A 16,389-nucleotide genomic window follows, 5' to 3' on the forward strand; every position below is an offset into this window, starting at 1 on the left:
GGGCGGGGTGGCCGACGGCGCGCCAGGTCGGCCAGATGGGTGATGCGGTTTGCGTTACGGCATCCGGATGACGCGGGGCGCGGGGTCGCAGACTCAGCCGACGGCTACGTTCCCGGGCCGGGTCGGCCGGTGACTCGTGGCAGGGCCTGTTCGGCCCAGATCACCTTGCCCTGGGGGGTGTACCGGGTGCCCCAGCGCTCGGCCATCTGCGAGACCAGGAACAGGCCCCGGCCTCCCTCGTCCATGGTCGCGGCGTAGCGCAGATGCGGTGAGGTGCTGCTGCTGTCGGACACCTCGCAGATGAGCGTACGGTCGCGGATCAGCCGTACGTGGATCGGCTCGGAACCGTAGCGGATCGCGTTGGTGACGAGCTCGCTGAGGATGAGCTCCATGCTGAAGCCGAGCTCGGACAGGCCCCACTCGTCGAGCTTCCGGGACACGGTGTCGCGCATCCCGGCCACGGCGGCCGGGTCGAGCGGCACGTCCCAGTCGGCGATCCGGTCGGACGGCAGCCCCCGGGTGCGGGCGATGAGCAGGGCGACGTCGTCCTTGGGACGCCCGGGCAGCAGTTCGTCCAGTACCGCCTGGCAGCTCTCCTCGGGCGACCGGTCGGGGTGCCCCGCCAGCGCGTCGCGCAGCAGCTCCATTCCCACGTCCAGGTCGCGTCTGCGGTCCTCGATGAGGCCGTCGGTGTACAGGACGAGCTGGGCGCCCTCCGCGATGTCCAGTTCGGCGGTCTGGAAGGGCAGGCCGCCCAGGCCGAGGGGAGGCCCGGTCGGCACGTCCACGAACGTGACGGTTCCGTCGGGGTGGACCAGCGCGGGCGCCAGGTGCCCCGCACGTCCCATGACGCAGCGGCGCGTCACGGGGTCGTAGATCGCGTACAGGCAGGTGGCGCCCACGACGCCCGCGGCACCATCCGTGTCCCGCTCGTCCTGGTCGATCCGGCCGACCAGGTCGTCCAGATGGCTCAGCAGCTCGTCGGGGGGCAGATCGAGGGTGGCGAAGTTGTGCACCGCGGTCCGCAGCCGCCCCATCGTGGCGGCGGCGTGCAGCCCGTGGCCGACCACGTCGCCGACGGCCAGCGCCACCCGGCTGCCCGGCAGGGGAATCACATCGAACCAGTCCCCGCTCACGCCCGACTGGGCGGGCAGGTAGCGGTAGCCGACGTCGAGGGCGCTCTGCTCGGGCATTGCCCGCGGCAGCAGGCTGCGCTGGAGGGTGACCGCCAGCGCGTGCTCGCGGGTGTAGCGGCGGGCGTTGTCGATGCTGACCGCGGCACGGGCCACCAGTTCCTCCGCCAGTGACAGCTCCTCCTCGTCGAAGGGTTCGTGCTGCTTGTCGCGCCAGAAGTTGGCCATGCCCAGTACGACGCCGCGGGCCTGGATGGGCGCGGCGATGAGGGAGTGGATGCCGTAGTCCATGATCGCCTTGGTGCGCTCCGGGTCCTGCGCGTGCCAGCCCGTGGCTGTCGACAGGTCTGTCACCAGTTCGGAACGGCCGGTGCCGTAGCCGCGCGCCTGGGGCGTGGAGGGCAGAAAGTCGATCAGCCGGCCCTTTTCGTAGAGCGGATGGTCGTTGCGGATGCCGAACACTGCGGTGCGTCGCATGCCGGTCGCCGTGGGGGCGGGCTCGTCGCCGTGCAGCACGGCGTCGGCCAGGTCGACGGTGACGAAGTCGGCGAAGCGGGGTACGGCGACCCGCGCCAGCTCGTCGGCGGTGCGCCGCACGTCCAGGGTGGTGCCGACGCCGAGTCCGGCGTCGTACAGCAGCTTGAGCCGCTCCCGTGCGACCTCCGCCCTGCCGGTGACCGCCTGCAGCTCGGTGGAGTCGCGCAGCGTCACCACCGTTGCCTCGATGCCTCCGTCGCGGCCCGTGGGCCGCTGGTTGACGGCCAGCAGCCGCTCCCCGGAGAAGTGCACCTCGTCGGTGGCCTCACGCCCGGAGACGAGCAGCTCCACCGTCCCGGCGTCGAGGTTCGACAGCTCCGACACCAGTCGTCCCTCGGCGTCGGGCGGCAAATCCAGCAGCCGTCTGGCCTCGTCGTTCGCCAGCAGCAGCCGCCCGTCGCCGGCGATGATGAGCACTCCTTCGCGCACGGAGTGCAGCACCGTGTCATGGTGGTCGTACATGCGGGTCATCTCGTCCGGGGCCAGGCTGTGGGTCTGCCGTCGCAGCCGTCTGCTCATCAGTGCCGTCCCGCCGGTGGCCACCACGAGCGCCCCGGCCCCGGCGCCCAGGATGATCGGTAGTTGCCGGTACACCTGATTGGTCACGTTCTTGACCTTCAGCCCCGCCGACACCAGGCCCACCACCTTGCCCCCGGCGTCCTTGACGGGAACGGTGGCCTGTACCTCCTGGCCGAGCGGGCCGTGGACGCTTTCCATGTAGACCTTCCCCGCCAGCGACGGCCCGATGGTGCCCACGAACCGTTTTCCGATCAGGCCCGGCAGGGGGTGGGTGTACCGGATGCCCTTGGTGTTCATGACCACGATGAAGTCGACGCCTGCGGCCTTGCGGGCCGCCTCGGTGAGCGGCTGGAGAATCTTGGACGGTTCGGGGCTCTCCAGGGCCGCCACGATCCCGGGAGAGTGCGCGAAGGTCTCCGCCGTGGCCACGGAGCGGCGCTTGGCCTCGGCGGTGGTGTCCCGCTCCGACTGCAGGGCGAGGGCCAACACACCACAGGCCACGAGCAGCACGACCAGGGCCACCTGAAGAACGAACACCTGCCCGGCTACACTTCGCGGGCTCCTGCTGACCAGTGGCCTGAGTGAAAGACGTCGAAAAGCGGCGAAACGATTCGCCATGTGACCTTTCTAGCACTGGTGATCCCGAGCGGCCACGGCCCAGCCGTGACCCGTGATCGCCCGGGGACGCGCCCACCCGCCTAGGGCGGCGGCACGAGCCCGACCGGTGGCATCTCTCCGCTGTACCGTCTCCGGAGACGATCACCGCGAGGGGCGGGATGACGAATGATCTCCGGTTCGGTTGGGAACTGAGCGGCACCGGTTGGGCGACCTGCCGCATCGCGGACGGCTCTTCGGAGCGGCAGGACACCGTCGGCTACTGCACCGATGCCCTGGCCGACCTGCTCCATGGCGTCGCGGGTCTCTACGGCACCTTCGCCGTCCAACGCTTCTCCTTCGACCTCGAACCGGCCGAAGTGAGGTGGGTCCTGCGCCGCAGGGGCTCGGACGTCGACATCACGATCTACCGGTTTCCCGACATGTCCACGAGCCTCGACGCGCCCGACCGAGAAGGCACACCCTCCTGGACCTCCACACAGACCCGCGGCCTCCTCGGGCACGTCGTCATGGAGGCCGCGCAATCAGTGCTCCGGCTCCACGGTGAGGACGGCTATCTGGCGCAGTGGGTCGAGCACCCGTTTCCCGTCGCCGCCCTTCAGGACCTCCGTCGACTGCACCTCCAGCACGACGGGTGTGAACGCGAGCACGATGTGGCGTTTCCCTAAGGGCTGTCCCGTAATCCCCGGCGGGCGCACGACGACAGCTACGGCACCTCGCCGCGTTGTCGGATCGCCCGAATACGCCCAGTATGAGGACGACCCTCCGCCTTGCGATGCACCGCATCTGACGCCGCGCGCTGATCCACCGGGGATTACGGGACAGCCCTTAGCCTGGACATGCCTGGGTTCACAAGGCGATCAGGACGATGGTGATGAGCACGGCGATCACGCCGAAGCCGGCTCCCATCACGCAGCCGGGGTTGTTCGCCAGGTCGGAGAGGCGGGCCAGGAGGGTGGGGGGTCTCGGCGGGCCGGCGGAGGGCTCCGGGGTCGGCATGGGCGCTGGGACGGTGTAGGGCGACCGGGGGGCGGAGGGGGCTCGCTCGCTCCGGCTGAGCACGTCGCGCAGGATCTGCTGCCACAGGACCGGCGGCAGGTCGGGGACCCGGCCGTCCGCCGGGGCGACGATGCTCTGCCGGAGCCAGTTGCCCCCGGTGGGGTGGCTGTCCCGGGCCATGCGGTGCAGCAGCTCCTGCAGATCGCGCAGATAGCGTTCGTCCCGGGCCAGCGGGGCGACGGCCCAGGTGAAGAGGTCGGCCGCCCGGGTGACCATGGCCGTCCGGGAAACGGGTTCCGGGGCCTGCCCGTACGGCGTGAAGTACAGGCCGTTGTGGAGCACCTCCGCGCACAGTTCGTGCCGCATCTCCGGCCGGCGCCCCTGGACGCGGTGATCATTCCCCAGCTCGTCCAGCAGGAGTTCCACCGACTCCGTCGGCAGATCGCCGGAGCGCAGCTCGCCGAGGAGCGACTCGTCGGGCAGGCCGCGCAGTCGCGCCGCCAGCAGACTGCGTCGCATGTGGTCCCCGCGCTGATGGCCACGGAGGTCCTCGTGGAGTCCGTACACCTCGTCGGCGTCCGGCGGAAGGCCGCCGACGGGTGCGACCGCCCCGTGGACGGGCGTATGGAGGGGCCGCGGAGGAGCCATCGAGCCAGGACCCGCGGGTGCGGGACCCGCGGGTGCCGGGTCCACATGAGAATCCGGATACGGATCCGCGTACGGGTCCGGATCCGGGTCCGGGTAGGAGTCCGGATACGGATCCAGATACGGGTCCGGATACGCGTACGGCTTCGAGGGCGGCGGAGCCGTCACCTCGGCCCGTTCCCGGTCCTCGCCCCCTTCCCGGACCGGGCCCGGCTCCGCGGAGCGCGGCGCGGGCGCGTCGGCGCGCGGGCCGGGTCGGCGGTCGGTGCTGAGGATCTCGTTCAGCAGGACGCGCCGCCGCGCCCACTCCAGCTCCGCGCCGCCGCCGAGCTCCTTGACCAGCTGGGGCACACCGGGGCCGGCCTCGGGGTGCGCGAGGAGGTGGTCCACCAGTCGGGCCGCCGCCTTGTGCTCGAACCGGGGGGTGACCCTGCGGCCCATGACCCGGGCCAGCGGACCGGCCCCGCCCGCGTCCGGCTCCCAGCGCGGGACGCACGTCAGACGCAGTTGATGGGTGTCCACCGTGTCGTGGGTGGCGAACGTCCACTCGTGGCCCAGCCAGGACCCGAAGAGCAGGAACAGCCCCAGATACACCACCGGCACGGTGTCCTGGTCCGGCCAGCCGGGCTGCCCCTTCTCCTCCGCGAGCAGCGACACCCGCTGCGCCGGATCGCGCAGCCACTCCGCGGCGACCAGGATCAACGCGTGCTTGACCGTCGGCAGCAGCTCCACCATGGCCTGGAGCCGCTTCCGTGCCAGCGCCTCGAGCTGCGCGCACTCGATCACGCGCTGGCGTCCGGAGGCCTTCTCCGCGGACTCGCGGCTGCCCCAGCCGCCGTAGGAGAGGCCGAGGCACTGGCGGATCTTCAGGGTCGCGGGGTCACCGATCAGGACATGGCTGATCGTGCTGGGCCGGCCGCCCCGGTCGGTGGTGGGCCAGCGCTGGACGAGCATGACGGCACCGTCGCGGGACAGGGTGCGTACGACGCTCGGCCGCGAGGGTGACGTACCGGACACCCACAGCAAGGGGCCGAGCTCCCGGCCCAGTTCCTCGGCACGCTCGGCCGAGCAGGAGTGGGCGACGGCCTTCATGCCGGTGCCCTGGCGGCCCTGGTTGCCGTCCCACCGGAAGACGACCTGGTGCACCGAGCCCCCGGCGCCGCCACCGCCCGGCCCGTGCGCGCCGGCCTGTTCCCCGTGGGCGCCCGGACTCCTCCGATCCCCGAAGTCACTCACTTCGTCTCCCTCACCGTTCCCACCGCTCCCCCGCTTCGTCCGGCCCTCCCCGACGGCACCGCTTCGAACGCGGGTGCCTCGCCCACGGCGAACGCCTCGGCGCCGCCCGGCACGTCGACCATCCCGTGCAGCGCCAGCAGCGCGAGCAGCGGCTCCAGCACCCGCCGGGGACCCGCCCCCGCCGGATAGCGGCCCTGCTCCTCCTGGCCACCGGTGGCCGAGGCGACGTGCAGGGTGCACCGGCGGATCGCGTCGAAGGGGCGCAGCCAGGCCGGGCCCGCGTGCCCGCGCAGCAGCCCGTACACGTCCCGGCTCTCCTCACGCATCCGTTCGGGGTCGAGGGAGGTGGCCGGTGCCTGGCCGAGCCACCGGTCCACGGGCGGCTGGAACCGCAGGAGGTCCGCCTTACCGAGCACCATCGCGGCGGCCACGTCCAGATACGGTCCGTTCTTCGGCAGCCGGTCCAGGACGGTGCCGAAGGCCAGGTCGCCGTCCCTGTTCACCTCGACACCCCAGCGTTCCCTCGCGTGGTCCAAGTGGGGCAGCGGAAGAGCGAGCGCGGGGTCGACGACGAAGATCAGGGCGTCGATCCCGAGCAGGAAGCGCAGCGCGGCGTCGGTCCGTACGAGGTCCTCGCCGCCGAGGTCGAAGAAGGCGACCGGACGTACCTGCCCGTGGGCGTCGGTGATGAGGAGGGACTCCACGAAGCGGGCGAAGCCGTCCAGGCCGAGGGCGCCGGTGTGGTCGAGGACCTTGCCGTTGCGCAGCGGCTGCACCCGTTCCCGTACGAACCGCGCGTGCTGCTCCGGGTTGACGGACTGCCATTTCAGGCCGAACGGCTCCAGACCGCCGTCGGTGATCTCCGCGATCATCTGGGTCAGCAGATGGCTCTTGCCGGTGGACGACTGGCCGACCATCGCGACGGTCAGCGGACGGCCGTAGGTGAGGTAGGGCACCGGGATGAAGTGCTCGGGGAAGTCCCGGTCCGCGGTGCACTTCTGGACGGCGCCGCGCATGACGTCCTGGCGGCGCAGGGCGTTGCCGATCGTCGAGACGTCCAGCGGCTTGTACTGCATCCTGCTGTCGGTGACGAAGAGCGAGCCGAGGTCGAGCTGGATGTTCTCCAGGCAGTACGGGCACAGCACCTGGCCGTCGCTGCTGCGCCCGGCCGGTGTCCCGGGCCCCTGGTGGGCGACGGGTGCCTGCCGTTTGAGGTGCAGCGCCTGCTCGAACGCCTCCCGGTGCGCACGCGTGTCGTCGGCGGGCACGGTGAGCGTGACGCGCCGGGCGGCCCCCGGCGCCAGCAGGTCGAGCAGTTGGGCGGGGGTCGGCCGGTCGGCCGCCAGCGGGGCGAAGGCGCCCCGTAACGTCTCCGCGAGCACCCGGTGTTCGCCGAGGTCGGTGGGTGCCCGGTCGCCGGGGCCGGGCCGGCCGGTCACCAGCTGGTAGAGCACCTGGGCGGCGCTCCACACCGCGTCCCGGGAGTCGACGAGCCCCTCGCCCCGGCGTTGTTCGGGTGAGCAGTAGGGTGCCCGGCCCCACCGGGTCCTCGGCCGTCCGGTACGGGCCGCTCCCTCCAGCCCCCAGAGCTGGACCGAGGCGCCGTCCCAGAGCACGGTGGCGGGCGAGATGCCGCGCAGCACCAGACCCTGGCTGTCCAGCAGGCACAGGGCGAGCATCAGGTCACGGGTGAGGACCCGTTGGTCGGTCGCGGACATCACATGGGTGCGCGCGATGGCGGCGCCGCGCGGCGCGGCGTACAGCAGGAACGGCTCGGCCGCGTCCAGTTCGTAGCCGACGATCCTCGGGAAGAGTGCCGCGTACTCCGTTTCGTCGAGCGCCCGGCGCAGTTGCAGGGCGGTGCCCGCCTCCGCGTCGAGCAGGGCGCGCGCGGCCGGGTTCGCCGCGTCGGAGGCGTTCAGGCGGACCTGGACGCACTGGTGCCCCTCGTCGTCGAGCAGTCCGTTGCGGATCAGTTGGGGCAGCAGCGGATCGCGGCGTGACTCGGGGCCGAAGCGGACGGGGGCGACCCGGCGCCGGCCCGAGGGGACGGCGAACGCGAGCGTCTTCCACCGCGGACCGTCCGGCTCCGCCAGGTGGGGGTGCGAGGTGCTGGTCACCAGCGGTTGCCGTCCTCTCGGTCGTACGGGTGCACCGGGCGGGGATGCGGGGTGCGGGTCACCAGCTGTCGCCGTCCTCGTGGTCGTACGGGTCGAGGCCGTCGGCCGGGGAGCTCTGGCGGGAGCGGACGGTGTCCACCACGCCCATCCGCAGCGGGGTGAGCCGGACCAGCCCGGCGTACCGTCCCGACGAGGTCCACAGCGTCTGCTCCGGCGGTACGCAGCCGCTGGTCCGCCAGGTCTTCTCGACCTCGTCGCGCACGGCCTCCGGTGCGAACCTGATCCACACCGCGGCCGCCGGGTCCCGGCTGAGCACCGTTCCCTGTTCGGGTGAGGACAGCTGGACCACGGCCTGCCGGTCCGCCTCCGTGCCGACCAGGTCGGCCACCCGGCGCGGGTCGGTGCCCAGCAGGTTCGCCGAGCCCGCGCGGGTGCGGTGGTCGGCGGCGAACGGGGGCGGGGCCAGTACGCCGTTGTGCTGGAGGTGGCGGCGGGCCGTCGAGAGCAGGTCGCGGACCCGTTCCTCGGTGCGCCGGACGGCGAGGGCGCCGGCCTGGCCACGCTCGACGGCACCCCAGTAGGGCTCCATCGCCACCATGGCGGCGTCCGTCAGATCACCGGCCAGGGCGGCGACGAGCTCCGGTCCGCCCTCCCCGTTCTCGCGGTCCAGCCAGCGCGGAACCCCCGCGGTGCGGTCCGCCCACGGGTCGGCGGCGCCGCCGACCTCCGCGGACTCGACGGGCTCGGTCCAGGAGGCCCCGTCCTGCCAGGCGTACGCGCTCGCCCAGTCGCTGTCCCCGTCGTCGGGCACGGCGAACGTGTCCGTCTCCAGGACCGAGGCGCTGGTCAGCCAGTCGTCCGCGTCCAGCGGCTCGGTGCCGGAGGCGCCGGTGACCGTGGGGCGTTCGGGCTCGGGCACCGCCTCGGCGGCCGCGGCGGCCGCCGTCGCCCGCAGCATGCCGGCCACGGACCGGGCCGCGTCGGCGCAGTGCAGGCGCTCCTCGACGGCCCAGTGCTCACGGACCGCCTCGGCCAGCAGCGCGTCCAACCCCTCCAGGGCCTTGCGCAGCGCGGTGGTGGCGCGGAAGGCCGCCCAGGAGTCGATCGCGGTGCGCCACAGTCGGCGTGCCGTCTCCACCGCGACACCGAGACCCACCAGGAGACCGACGGCGCTCAGCCAGAGCGGGGGCTCGACCGCGTACGCCACCGCCACACCGGCCGCGGCGCCGCCGAGTGCCGCGGCCCGGGGGCCCCATCCCCAGGGGCCGGGACCTCCCGCGCCCCGCAGCCGGGACGCGCCGAGCAGTGCCACCGCGAGGAAGACCAGCGGGACGGCGATCGCCAGCGCCGCGAAAGGCCCCCGCCACAGCGCGCCGAGCAGTCCCGCCAGGGCCGCAGCGGGCAGTGCGCCACGCCCCGTGGCCACGGGGCCGCTGCCCATGGCCGGCCGTCGGGACACCGCTTCGGTGGAGTGGTCGGCGAGCTTGCGCACCAGTGCCGAACCCGGTACGGGCTCCACCCGTCCGGCCAGCCCGGTGAAGCGCTGGGCCACGGACCGCAGGGCGAGCCCCTGTCCTAGCAGCTTTCCGGCGAACTCGCGCAGTCCCTCGCCGATCCGCTCCCCCATGCCCTCGGCCGAGGGCACCCGCAGTCCGAGGGCCGAGAGCCGGGCCGCCGCCTCGGCGGCCGACGGTGCCATGCCGGAGCCGCCGCCGCGCAGAGCCGTGCCCACGAGGTCCCGGTACTCGCCGAGCGCCTGGTGCGCCTGGTCGAGGTCCGTCTCGAACGTCTGCCTGCGCGAGGCCCACAACAGCCCGGGCAGGGACCGCAGTGCGGCCAGTGCGTCCTCGGCGTAGTCGAGGGCCTGCGCGCAGGCGAGGTACGTGCTGTCCGCCATGCCGCCCGGCTCCCGGTGCCGTTGGTCGCGACCGCCCCGGCCCGCGACCAGGCTCCGCAGCGGCTCCGGCAGGTCGGCGCCGGAGGAGGCGGTCGCCAGCAGGTCGGGGGCGAGTTCGGTGTCCTCGCCCGCGAACCTGAGGAGCGCGTCGCGCCAGGCCCGGTCGCGCACCTCCAGCGGCAGATCCTGCTCCAGCAGCCGTACCCCGGGCGCGGCGACGGCGTCGGGCAGCGCTCCGAGGCCGTCGAGGACCTTCAGGTACACGTCCGGGACCGACAGCACGTCCACCAGGACGGCGAGCGCCTCCGGGGCGTCGGGCTCGGGCTGTTCCAGCGCCGTGCGCGCGGAGCGCAGATCGCCCGCCCACAGCAGGGCGGTGCCCGAGGCCCGCAGCACCGCGGGGCGCACCAGGCGCCGGTCCGGCTGGAAGGCCTCGTCCTCTCCGGCGTACGAACCGGGTGCGCTGCCCACCAGCAGGACCAGGATCCTGATCTCGCCCACGGCCCGGTAGGCGGTGAGCAGTTCGTACTGCCGCTGGTGGTCGGTCAGCCCGGCCGGGGTGTCGACCACCAGGAACAGCGGGTCGTCGGGTTCGGGCAGCCCGGCCCGCCCCAACTGCCGGGCGACACTGGTCCGCAGGGCCTTGGCGGTGTCGAGTTCCGCCGCGCCGCTGCGCAGGTCGAGCTGGATGACGGTGCCGAGGTCTTCGGACGTCTTCACTCCGGGTCACCGTCCCAGGGGTTGCGGCGGGAGCGCTCGCCGTCGTCGCCGTACGGGCCGGTGTCACCGGGCTCGTCCCAGGGCACCGTGGGCCGGTCGGTGCCGCCGGGGCCCCGATCCACGCGGTCACCCCGATCACCGCGGCCGGCGTCGTACCCGTCGTACCCGTTGTCGTAGTCGTCCACGGACGCGCGGCGCGGACGTTCCTCGGTGCCGCTCGGGTACTTGTCGAAGGAGGTGCGCGGTGCGGTGCCCCAGTCGTCGTCATCGGGCTCGGCACGCCGGGGTTCGGGGAACTCCTTGCGGACGCGTGGCTCGGGAGTTCCGCCGCGTACGTGCTCCAGCAGCGTGCGCAAGGTCGGCTGGACGGCGCGCTGGTCCCCGAACTCGGTGTCCAGCGCGGCCGGCAGTGTCTTCGCCCAGAACTCCCACAGCGGGCGCACCCATCCCTCGACCCGCTCGCCGCCCCGCTCCCGGCGGTCGGCCAGCAGCTCCAGCTGACGCGGGGCGGTCTTCTCGACGAGTTCGACGAAGAGCGGATGCGGTTCGCTCGCGCTCCTGGCCAGACCCAGCGGCTGAGCCCCCATCAGTTCACGGCAGTAGTCCTCCACGGTCCGTTCGTCGTCGAGGACGGTCCAGCGTTCGTAACTGCGCAGCAGCTCCGCCCAGCTCGACACCCCGCCGGGGAAGTCCCCCAGCCGCAGCCGGACGCCGGGCACATGGGCGCCCTTCTCGGGGAACAGCCGCAGCCGCAGCCGTTCCGGCGACGCCGACTCGCCGTCCACGACGTCGACCTGGCCGTTCCACATGCAGCACAGCAGCCGGTGCAGGATGACGCGGCGGTCCTCCTCGCTGCTCACCATCCAGCTGTCCCGGTAGCCGAGCCGCTGCCGCCAGCGCAGCACGTCCTGGGCCTGCTCGGAGTCCTTCGCCCTGGCCCACTGGCGCAGCACCTTGCGGGCTTCGGGCACCTGGGTGAGGCTCATCTCGCTGCGGAAGAGAACCACGGTGACGGAGTCGCTCTCCACTCCCCGGTACTCCACGGAGTTCTTGGCGTCGGACGGCAGCCGCAGCGCCTTGCCGAGGTACTCCTGCACCTCCTCCACGGCCTGCACGCGCGGGTGGGTGACCAGGACCCGCAGCGGTCCGGTGCCCTCCGGCGTGAAGCCCACCGGCAGCAGCCCGGTCAGCTTGCGGCCGAACAGGTCGAGCGCCTCCTTGCTGACCTGGTCGGCGGCGTCCGCGTCGCCCGCCGCGGCGGCCAGCAGGGTCCCCATGGCGGGCAGCAGCGGGCGTTCCTCCAGGTGTTCGCCGCTCTCCGCGAACAGTCGGGTGATGCGGCCCTCCAGCTGTGCCTTGACGACCGCGACCGCGTTGTCCGGATTGCGGCGGCTGAGTGTGTGGACCTCGCGCCAGGTGTCCCCGTCGATCATCCTGAGCAGGAGCGCGGCCTCGTCGTCGTTCTCGCGCATTCCCTCCCGGCGGATCAGCCGGGTGACCAGGTCCTCGTAGAAGTGGTTGAGGGTGCGCTGCGGCGGCAGCAGATACGAGATTCCGGTGCGGTCCTCGTACAGTTCGAGGCCCTTCTGCGCCGAGACCTTGCGTTCCTGGTCGGAGTGTTTGCGGAAGGCGTTGACCAGGCGTCCGAGGTCGGCCCCGGCGGTGCCGGCCGGGGGCTGCCACTGCTGCTGCTGTTCCCGCCAGGCCTCGTGCCACACGGTCCGGCTGCGCCACTGGTACCAGCGGTCCTGTTCCTGGAGCGCCGCCTGCACGTCGTCGTCGCCCCAGCGGGCCGGTGACATGCCGGCCAGCCGGCCCTTGATCCTGGGGGTCTTGGGCGGCTGATCGGTCACGCCCTGCGGGCGCTGGGGGGCGCGGGAGCGGCTGTCGAGCATGCCGAGGAAGCCGAGCCGGGCGATCGGTTCGTCGCTGCCCGGGACGCCTCTGACGATACGTTCGGCGAGGAAGGGGTCGACGGTCTGGAGGAGTTTGTCGATGGCGGGGCGCGGGGCGAAACGGTCGGCCATCGAGGCAGCCTGCCGGTCGGCGATGGACTGGAGGTCGGACAGCAGCCGCTGCATGTCCGTGATCCGTTCGCCGAGCGCCTGCTCGATGGCCTTGCCGCCGCGCGGCAGCGGATCGGGTTCCGGGACGGCCAACTGGGCGCGTTCCCACAGCTCTTCGAGGTGGGAGTCGGCGAAAAGCTGCCGGATCAGCGGCACCGCGCCGTCCCGCAGCACGGCGCGCGGCCGCTCCACGAGATCGGTGACCGCCTCCCGCAGCAGCCGGCCCGCCACCAGGTCGGCCAGTTGGTCCATGGGGGCTGTCATGGAGGCGACCAGGCTGGTGGAGACGCCCTGTCGGCCGATGCCGGTGGGGGACACGGCGCTGCGGTGCACACCCCGGTTGATGAAGCTCGCGGCGAAGGTCTGGAAGTCGTCGTCGGTCGCCGTCGCCCGGCCCCGGGGGCGGCTGTCGCCCAGTTCGGTGCCGATCAGCGACATCACCAGGGAGACGATGGAGCGGCGCAGGTCGTCCTGGCGGATGCCCGCGGTCGGGCTGAACAGGAAGGCCGTGGGCAGGATGCCGGTGCGCAGGCGGATCGGTGTCGTGCCCGGGTAGCGGATGCCGAGCCCGGAGTCGAGGTCGAGGTCGAGGTCGCCGATCTCCGTTCCCTCGCTCGGCGCGTTCTGCGCGTCGACCAGCCGGAACAGATCGACCAGCGCCCGGGCCGCGTTGAGCTCCGCCTCCCGTCCGCCGCCGCCCGCCGAGGAGAACGAGGACGGCATCACGACCAGCGGGTAGATCTTCACGCCGTCGAAGCGGCGCAGCTGGAAGGCGTGGTTGATCAGGTGCAGATAGTCGAGGAAGATCCCCGCTCCGGTGCCGCCGGCCACCGAGAAGGCGACGAACACATCGCAGCCGTTGACCTTGCCGCCGCCGAGCTCGGCCAGTTCACCGGCCGACTTGGCGATGGCGTCGATCGCCTGGAGCAGCGGTTCGAGGACGGGGGCGAGGCTGTGCCGGAGCGTGGCGAAGAGGGCGGCGCGTCCGACGGTGGGCAGCTGGCCCGCGCCGTTGTGCAGCGGGGTGACCTTCGGTTCGTCGATGCGCGGCGGCAGCCAGTCGGCGACCTCGTCGCGCAGGCTCGCCCGGAGCATCTTGGTCAGTTCCGGTGACGCGTCGAAGTTCGGCAGCAGGTTGTGGGTGGCCCGGGAGGTACGGGCGTACGCGGCCCGCAGCGAGGGGTCCACGTTGAACTGGGGCAACCGCTGAAGGTCGGACTCGCTGTAGTCCGCGTACACGAACTGGAGGCAGTCGGGCAGCTGGTAGGGGGCGTGTCCGCTCAGGTGGCTGAGCGCGACGCCGTCCGGTCCGCACAGCTCGGCGCGGAGTTTGCGTTCGAGTTCGGCGCCGACCAGGCCACCGGTGCCGCCCAGGCCGACGAAGAGCATCGGCTGGAAGATCTTCATGGGTTTCCTCCCCGCTTGCGGCCGTCGCGGCGGCCGGTTCGTGCTCGGTACGTCCGTGGAGTGCGCGCGGTACGGCGGCCGCGCCGCGGTGCGGTGCGCGGGGGCGGCCCGGTGGCACCTCGGGCCGCCCCTGGCGTCACAGGTACGACCCGTACGAGCTCCCGCTCTCCCCGGTACCGGTCGCGGAGGTGGTGGAGCTCGCGGTCGTGCGGGTGGAGGGCCGCGGTCGGCGGACCTTCGAGGCACGGGTGTCCTCGCCGAGGGCGAGGCTCAGCGTCTCGGTCAACTGGACCTGGCCGCGGGCGGGCAGCGGGGTCCGGCCGCCGCCGCGCTTGCGCAGGACCGCCCCGCCCTCGGGGCTGCGCTGGACGGCGTACGGGCCGTGCGCGCGCCGCTCGATGCGTGGGCTGCGGTGGGGTTCGACGACGGCGAACTCGTACCACTGCTTGTGTCCGTGTCCGGCGAGGTGCTCGCCGAGGACGTCGCCCTCCGCGGAGACCAGCCGCAGCACCAGGCCGAAAGGGTCCCTGCGGACGCGGCGCTGGCGCAGCCAGGCGAGGACCGCCGCGGTGATCAGCGCGATCAGCGCGACGGCGGACACGAACGCCCACCAGTACTTCGCCCAGATGCCGGGCTCGGGTGTGACCCGCACCGAGAGCGGGGTGCGCATCAGCGTCCGGTCGTGGTCGGTGGTGTCGACGACGGTGACGGTGCCGCCGAGTCGCAGCCCGCCGTCACCGAGGCGGTCGCCGAAGAGGTCGCGGGGGGCGACTTCGACCGTGACCTTCCGGGTTCCGGACTCGCCGGGCTTCACCTGGATCTCGGCCGGGGTGACGGTGAGCAGCCCGGCCTTGAGGTCGGCGACGGACAGCCGCAGGGTGTGCGGGGTGTCGCTGGTGTTGTGGAGGGCCAGTGTGCCGGTGACCGTGGAGCCGGGGTGGGTGTTCGCGGTGGGCAGTTCGAGCGTGGTGGTGACGGGCAGTGTTCCGGGCGCGATCTGGCCGCTCTCGCTGCGGGTGTCAGCGCTCAGCCCCGAGGCCGTCAGCGTGCCGCTCACCTTCAGCGCGCCGTCGGCGCTCTTGGGGATCTCGACGGAACCGGTGAAGGAGCCGTCGCTCGCCTTGGAGTCGGACCCCTGGCCGTCGTCGGTGAGGCGCAGCGCCTCAGGGTCGAAACCGTGGCCGGTCAGTTCACTGCTGACGCGCAGCCCCTCATAGTCACGTGCGTCCTTGATCTCGTAGCCCTCGCGGGTCTGCAGACGCATGGTCACCGTGACCTTGTCGCCGGCCTGCGGGGACGGCGGGTCCATGGTGATGGCGCCGCGCAACTCCCCCTGCCACAGCACGCTGACGGCGACGGGCCGGGAGCGGTGGCCCTCCGGGGCCTCGGCCTTCACGCGCCAGGTGCCGGGCACCGGGTCGACGATCTTCAGGGCCTCGACGGTGCCGCTGCCGCCCGCCAGCTCGAAGCTCGACCTGCGGTACGTCCCCGTGGTGGGGACCTGATGGCCGTTGGGGTCGAGGTAGGTGATCTTCACCTGGGGGTCGCCCTTGTCGACGACGATGCTGCCCACGGTCGCCAGCGGCGAGATGCCGATCTCCACCGTGGCCGGCGGCCGCTTGCTGGGTCCCTCTTCGTGGCGCAGGCAGTGGGCGGCGGCGAAGATCTTCTCCAGCATGGGGCCGACGTCCTTCGCCCCGGAGACCTTGCCCGCGGTGGGGCGGGCGGAGGGCAGTTCGACGCAGCCCTTCTGGTATCCGCCGGCCGCGATCCGTTCGAGCTGCGCCTTGTCGGAGTCGGACCCGAAGCCGAGCGGCCAGATCTGGACGTGCTGGGCGGCGGCGTTCTCGAGCTCCTGCGTCAGCTGGCGTTCGCCCTCGTCCTTGCGGTGCGCGGGGTCGCCGTACTTGGGGGTGTCCTGGACGTCCAGCTTCCCGTCGGTGAGGAGGAACAGCACGCGGGGCCCCGACGGGTCGGTGCCGGTGGTGAGGTCGTGCACTCCCTGGCGTATCGCGCTCGGGAAGTCGGTGCCGGTGCCCTCGTTCTTCGTGCGGCTGCGCAGCTTGCCGACGCAGGCGCCGATGGTCTCGCGGCCCGCGGCGTCCAGCGTGGTCCGCGGGCACACCGGGTCCACCGCGCGCTGGGAGTCGGACTCGGCGGCGGCGAACCCGAAGACCGTGGCGTGGGAGGACGAGGAGACGTCGCCCAGCGCGATCCGCGCGGCGGCGGCCTTCTCGGCCTTCATGTCCTCGGGTGCGAGGCTGGCGGACTCGTCCACGGCGATGGAGTAGTTGACCGCCGGGAAGGCGGGTGCGGAAGCCGCCGCCGGCACCTGATCCTGACCGGCGGATGCCAGCAGGGACACCAGCACCGCCATGCCGCCGAGCGCGTGGCCCGCGGCGCGCCGCGCCCGCCCCCTTCCTGCCTGCCGTCTTCCCGTGATGCTTCCCACGGCCGTCCCCCAGCTTCTTGGTTCGTCTCTGCGTCGAGTGCGT

Annotated in this window: 7 protein-coding genes; 1 reads left to right on the forward strand and 6 read right to left on the reverse strand. The window is 72.7% G+C overall.

The features are described from left to right. Positions 1-104: 104 nt before the first annotated feature. Positions 105-2,807, reverse strand: a complete 2,703-nt coding sequence (locus tag OG819_RS00770) for a SpoIIE family protein phosphatase (RefSeq protein WP_266647465.1) — start codon at positions 2,805-2,807, stop codon at positions 105-107. 158 nt (positions 2,808-2,965) lie between these two features. On the opposite strand from OG819_RS00770, the gene OG819_RS00775 reads away from it, so the two are divergent. After that, positions 2,966-3,472, forward strand: coding sequence for a hypothetical protein (locus OG819_RS00775; RefSeq protein ID WP_266630185.1), 507 nt, complete (start codon positions 2,966-2,968; stop codon positions 3,470-3,472). A 181-nt stretch (positions 3,473-3,653) separates the two neighbouring features. Here the strand turns inward: OG819_RS00775 and OG819_RS00780 are convergent, their stop codons facing one another. The 5 genes from OG819_RS00780 to OG819_RS00800 form a co-directional block, all read right to left on the reverse strand. After that, entirely contained in the window at positions 3,654-5,684 is a 2,031-nt protein-coding gene (locus OG819_RS00780; protein WP_266630183.1) for a hypothetical protein, read from the reverse strand. Further along, positions 5,681-7,804: a hypothetical protein gene (locus tag OG819_RS00785; RefSeq protein WP_266647466.1), complete on the reverse strand. Its 2,124-nt coding sequence runs from the start codon at positions 7,802-7,804 to the stop codon at positions 5,681-5,683. The genes OG819_RS00780 and OG819_RS00785 overlap by 4 nt, the downstream gene beginning before the upstream one ends. A gap of 58 nt (positions 7,805-7,862) precedes the next feature. Further along, complete coding sequence (locus OG819_RS00790; protein ID WP_266647468.1) at positions 7,863-10,421, reverse strand: hypothetical protein; 2,559 nt, start codon at positions 10,419-10,421, stop codon at positions 7,863-7,865. After that, positions 10,418-13,894, reverse strand: coding sequence for a tubulin-like doman-containing protein (locus tag OG819_RS00795; RefSeq protein ID WP_266647469.1), 3,477 nt, complete (start codon positions 13,892-13,894; stop codon positions 10,418-10,420). The genes OG819_RS00790 and OG819_RS00795 overlap by 4 nt, the downstream gene beginning before the upstream one ends. A gap of 136 nt (positions 13,895-14,030) precedes the next feature. Next, positions 14,031-16,346, reverse strand: coding sequence for a VWA domain-containing protein (locus OG819_RS00800; RefSeq protein ID WP_266647470.1), 2,316 nt, complete (start codon positions 16,344-16,346; stop codon positions 14,031-14,033). Positions 16,347-16,389: the final 43 nt, after the last annotated feature.

It is taken from the genome of Streptomyces sp. NBC_01549, from assembly GCF_026339955.1.
GTDB lineage: Bacteria > Actinomycetota > Actinomycetes > Streptomycetales > Streptomycetaceae > Streptomyces.

Coding starts and splice junctions, on each gene's coding strand:
- OG819_RS00770 (WP_266647465.1), bottom strand. CDS start 2,807: ATGGCGAATCGTTTCGCCGCTTTTCGACGTCTTTCACTCAGGCCACTG.
- OG819_RS00775 (WP_266630185.1), top strand. CDS start 2,966: ATGACGAATGATCTCCGGTTCGGTTGGGAACTGAGCGGCACCGGTTGG.
- OG819_RS00795 (WP_266647469.1), bottom strand. CDS start 13,894: ATGAAGATCTTCCAGCCGATGCTCTTCGTCGGCCTGGGCGGCACCGGT.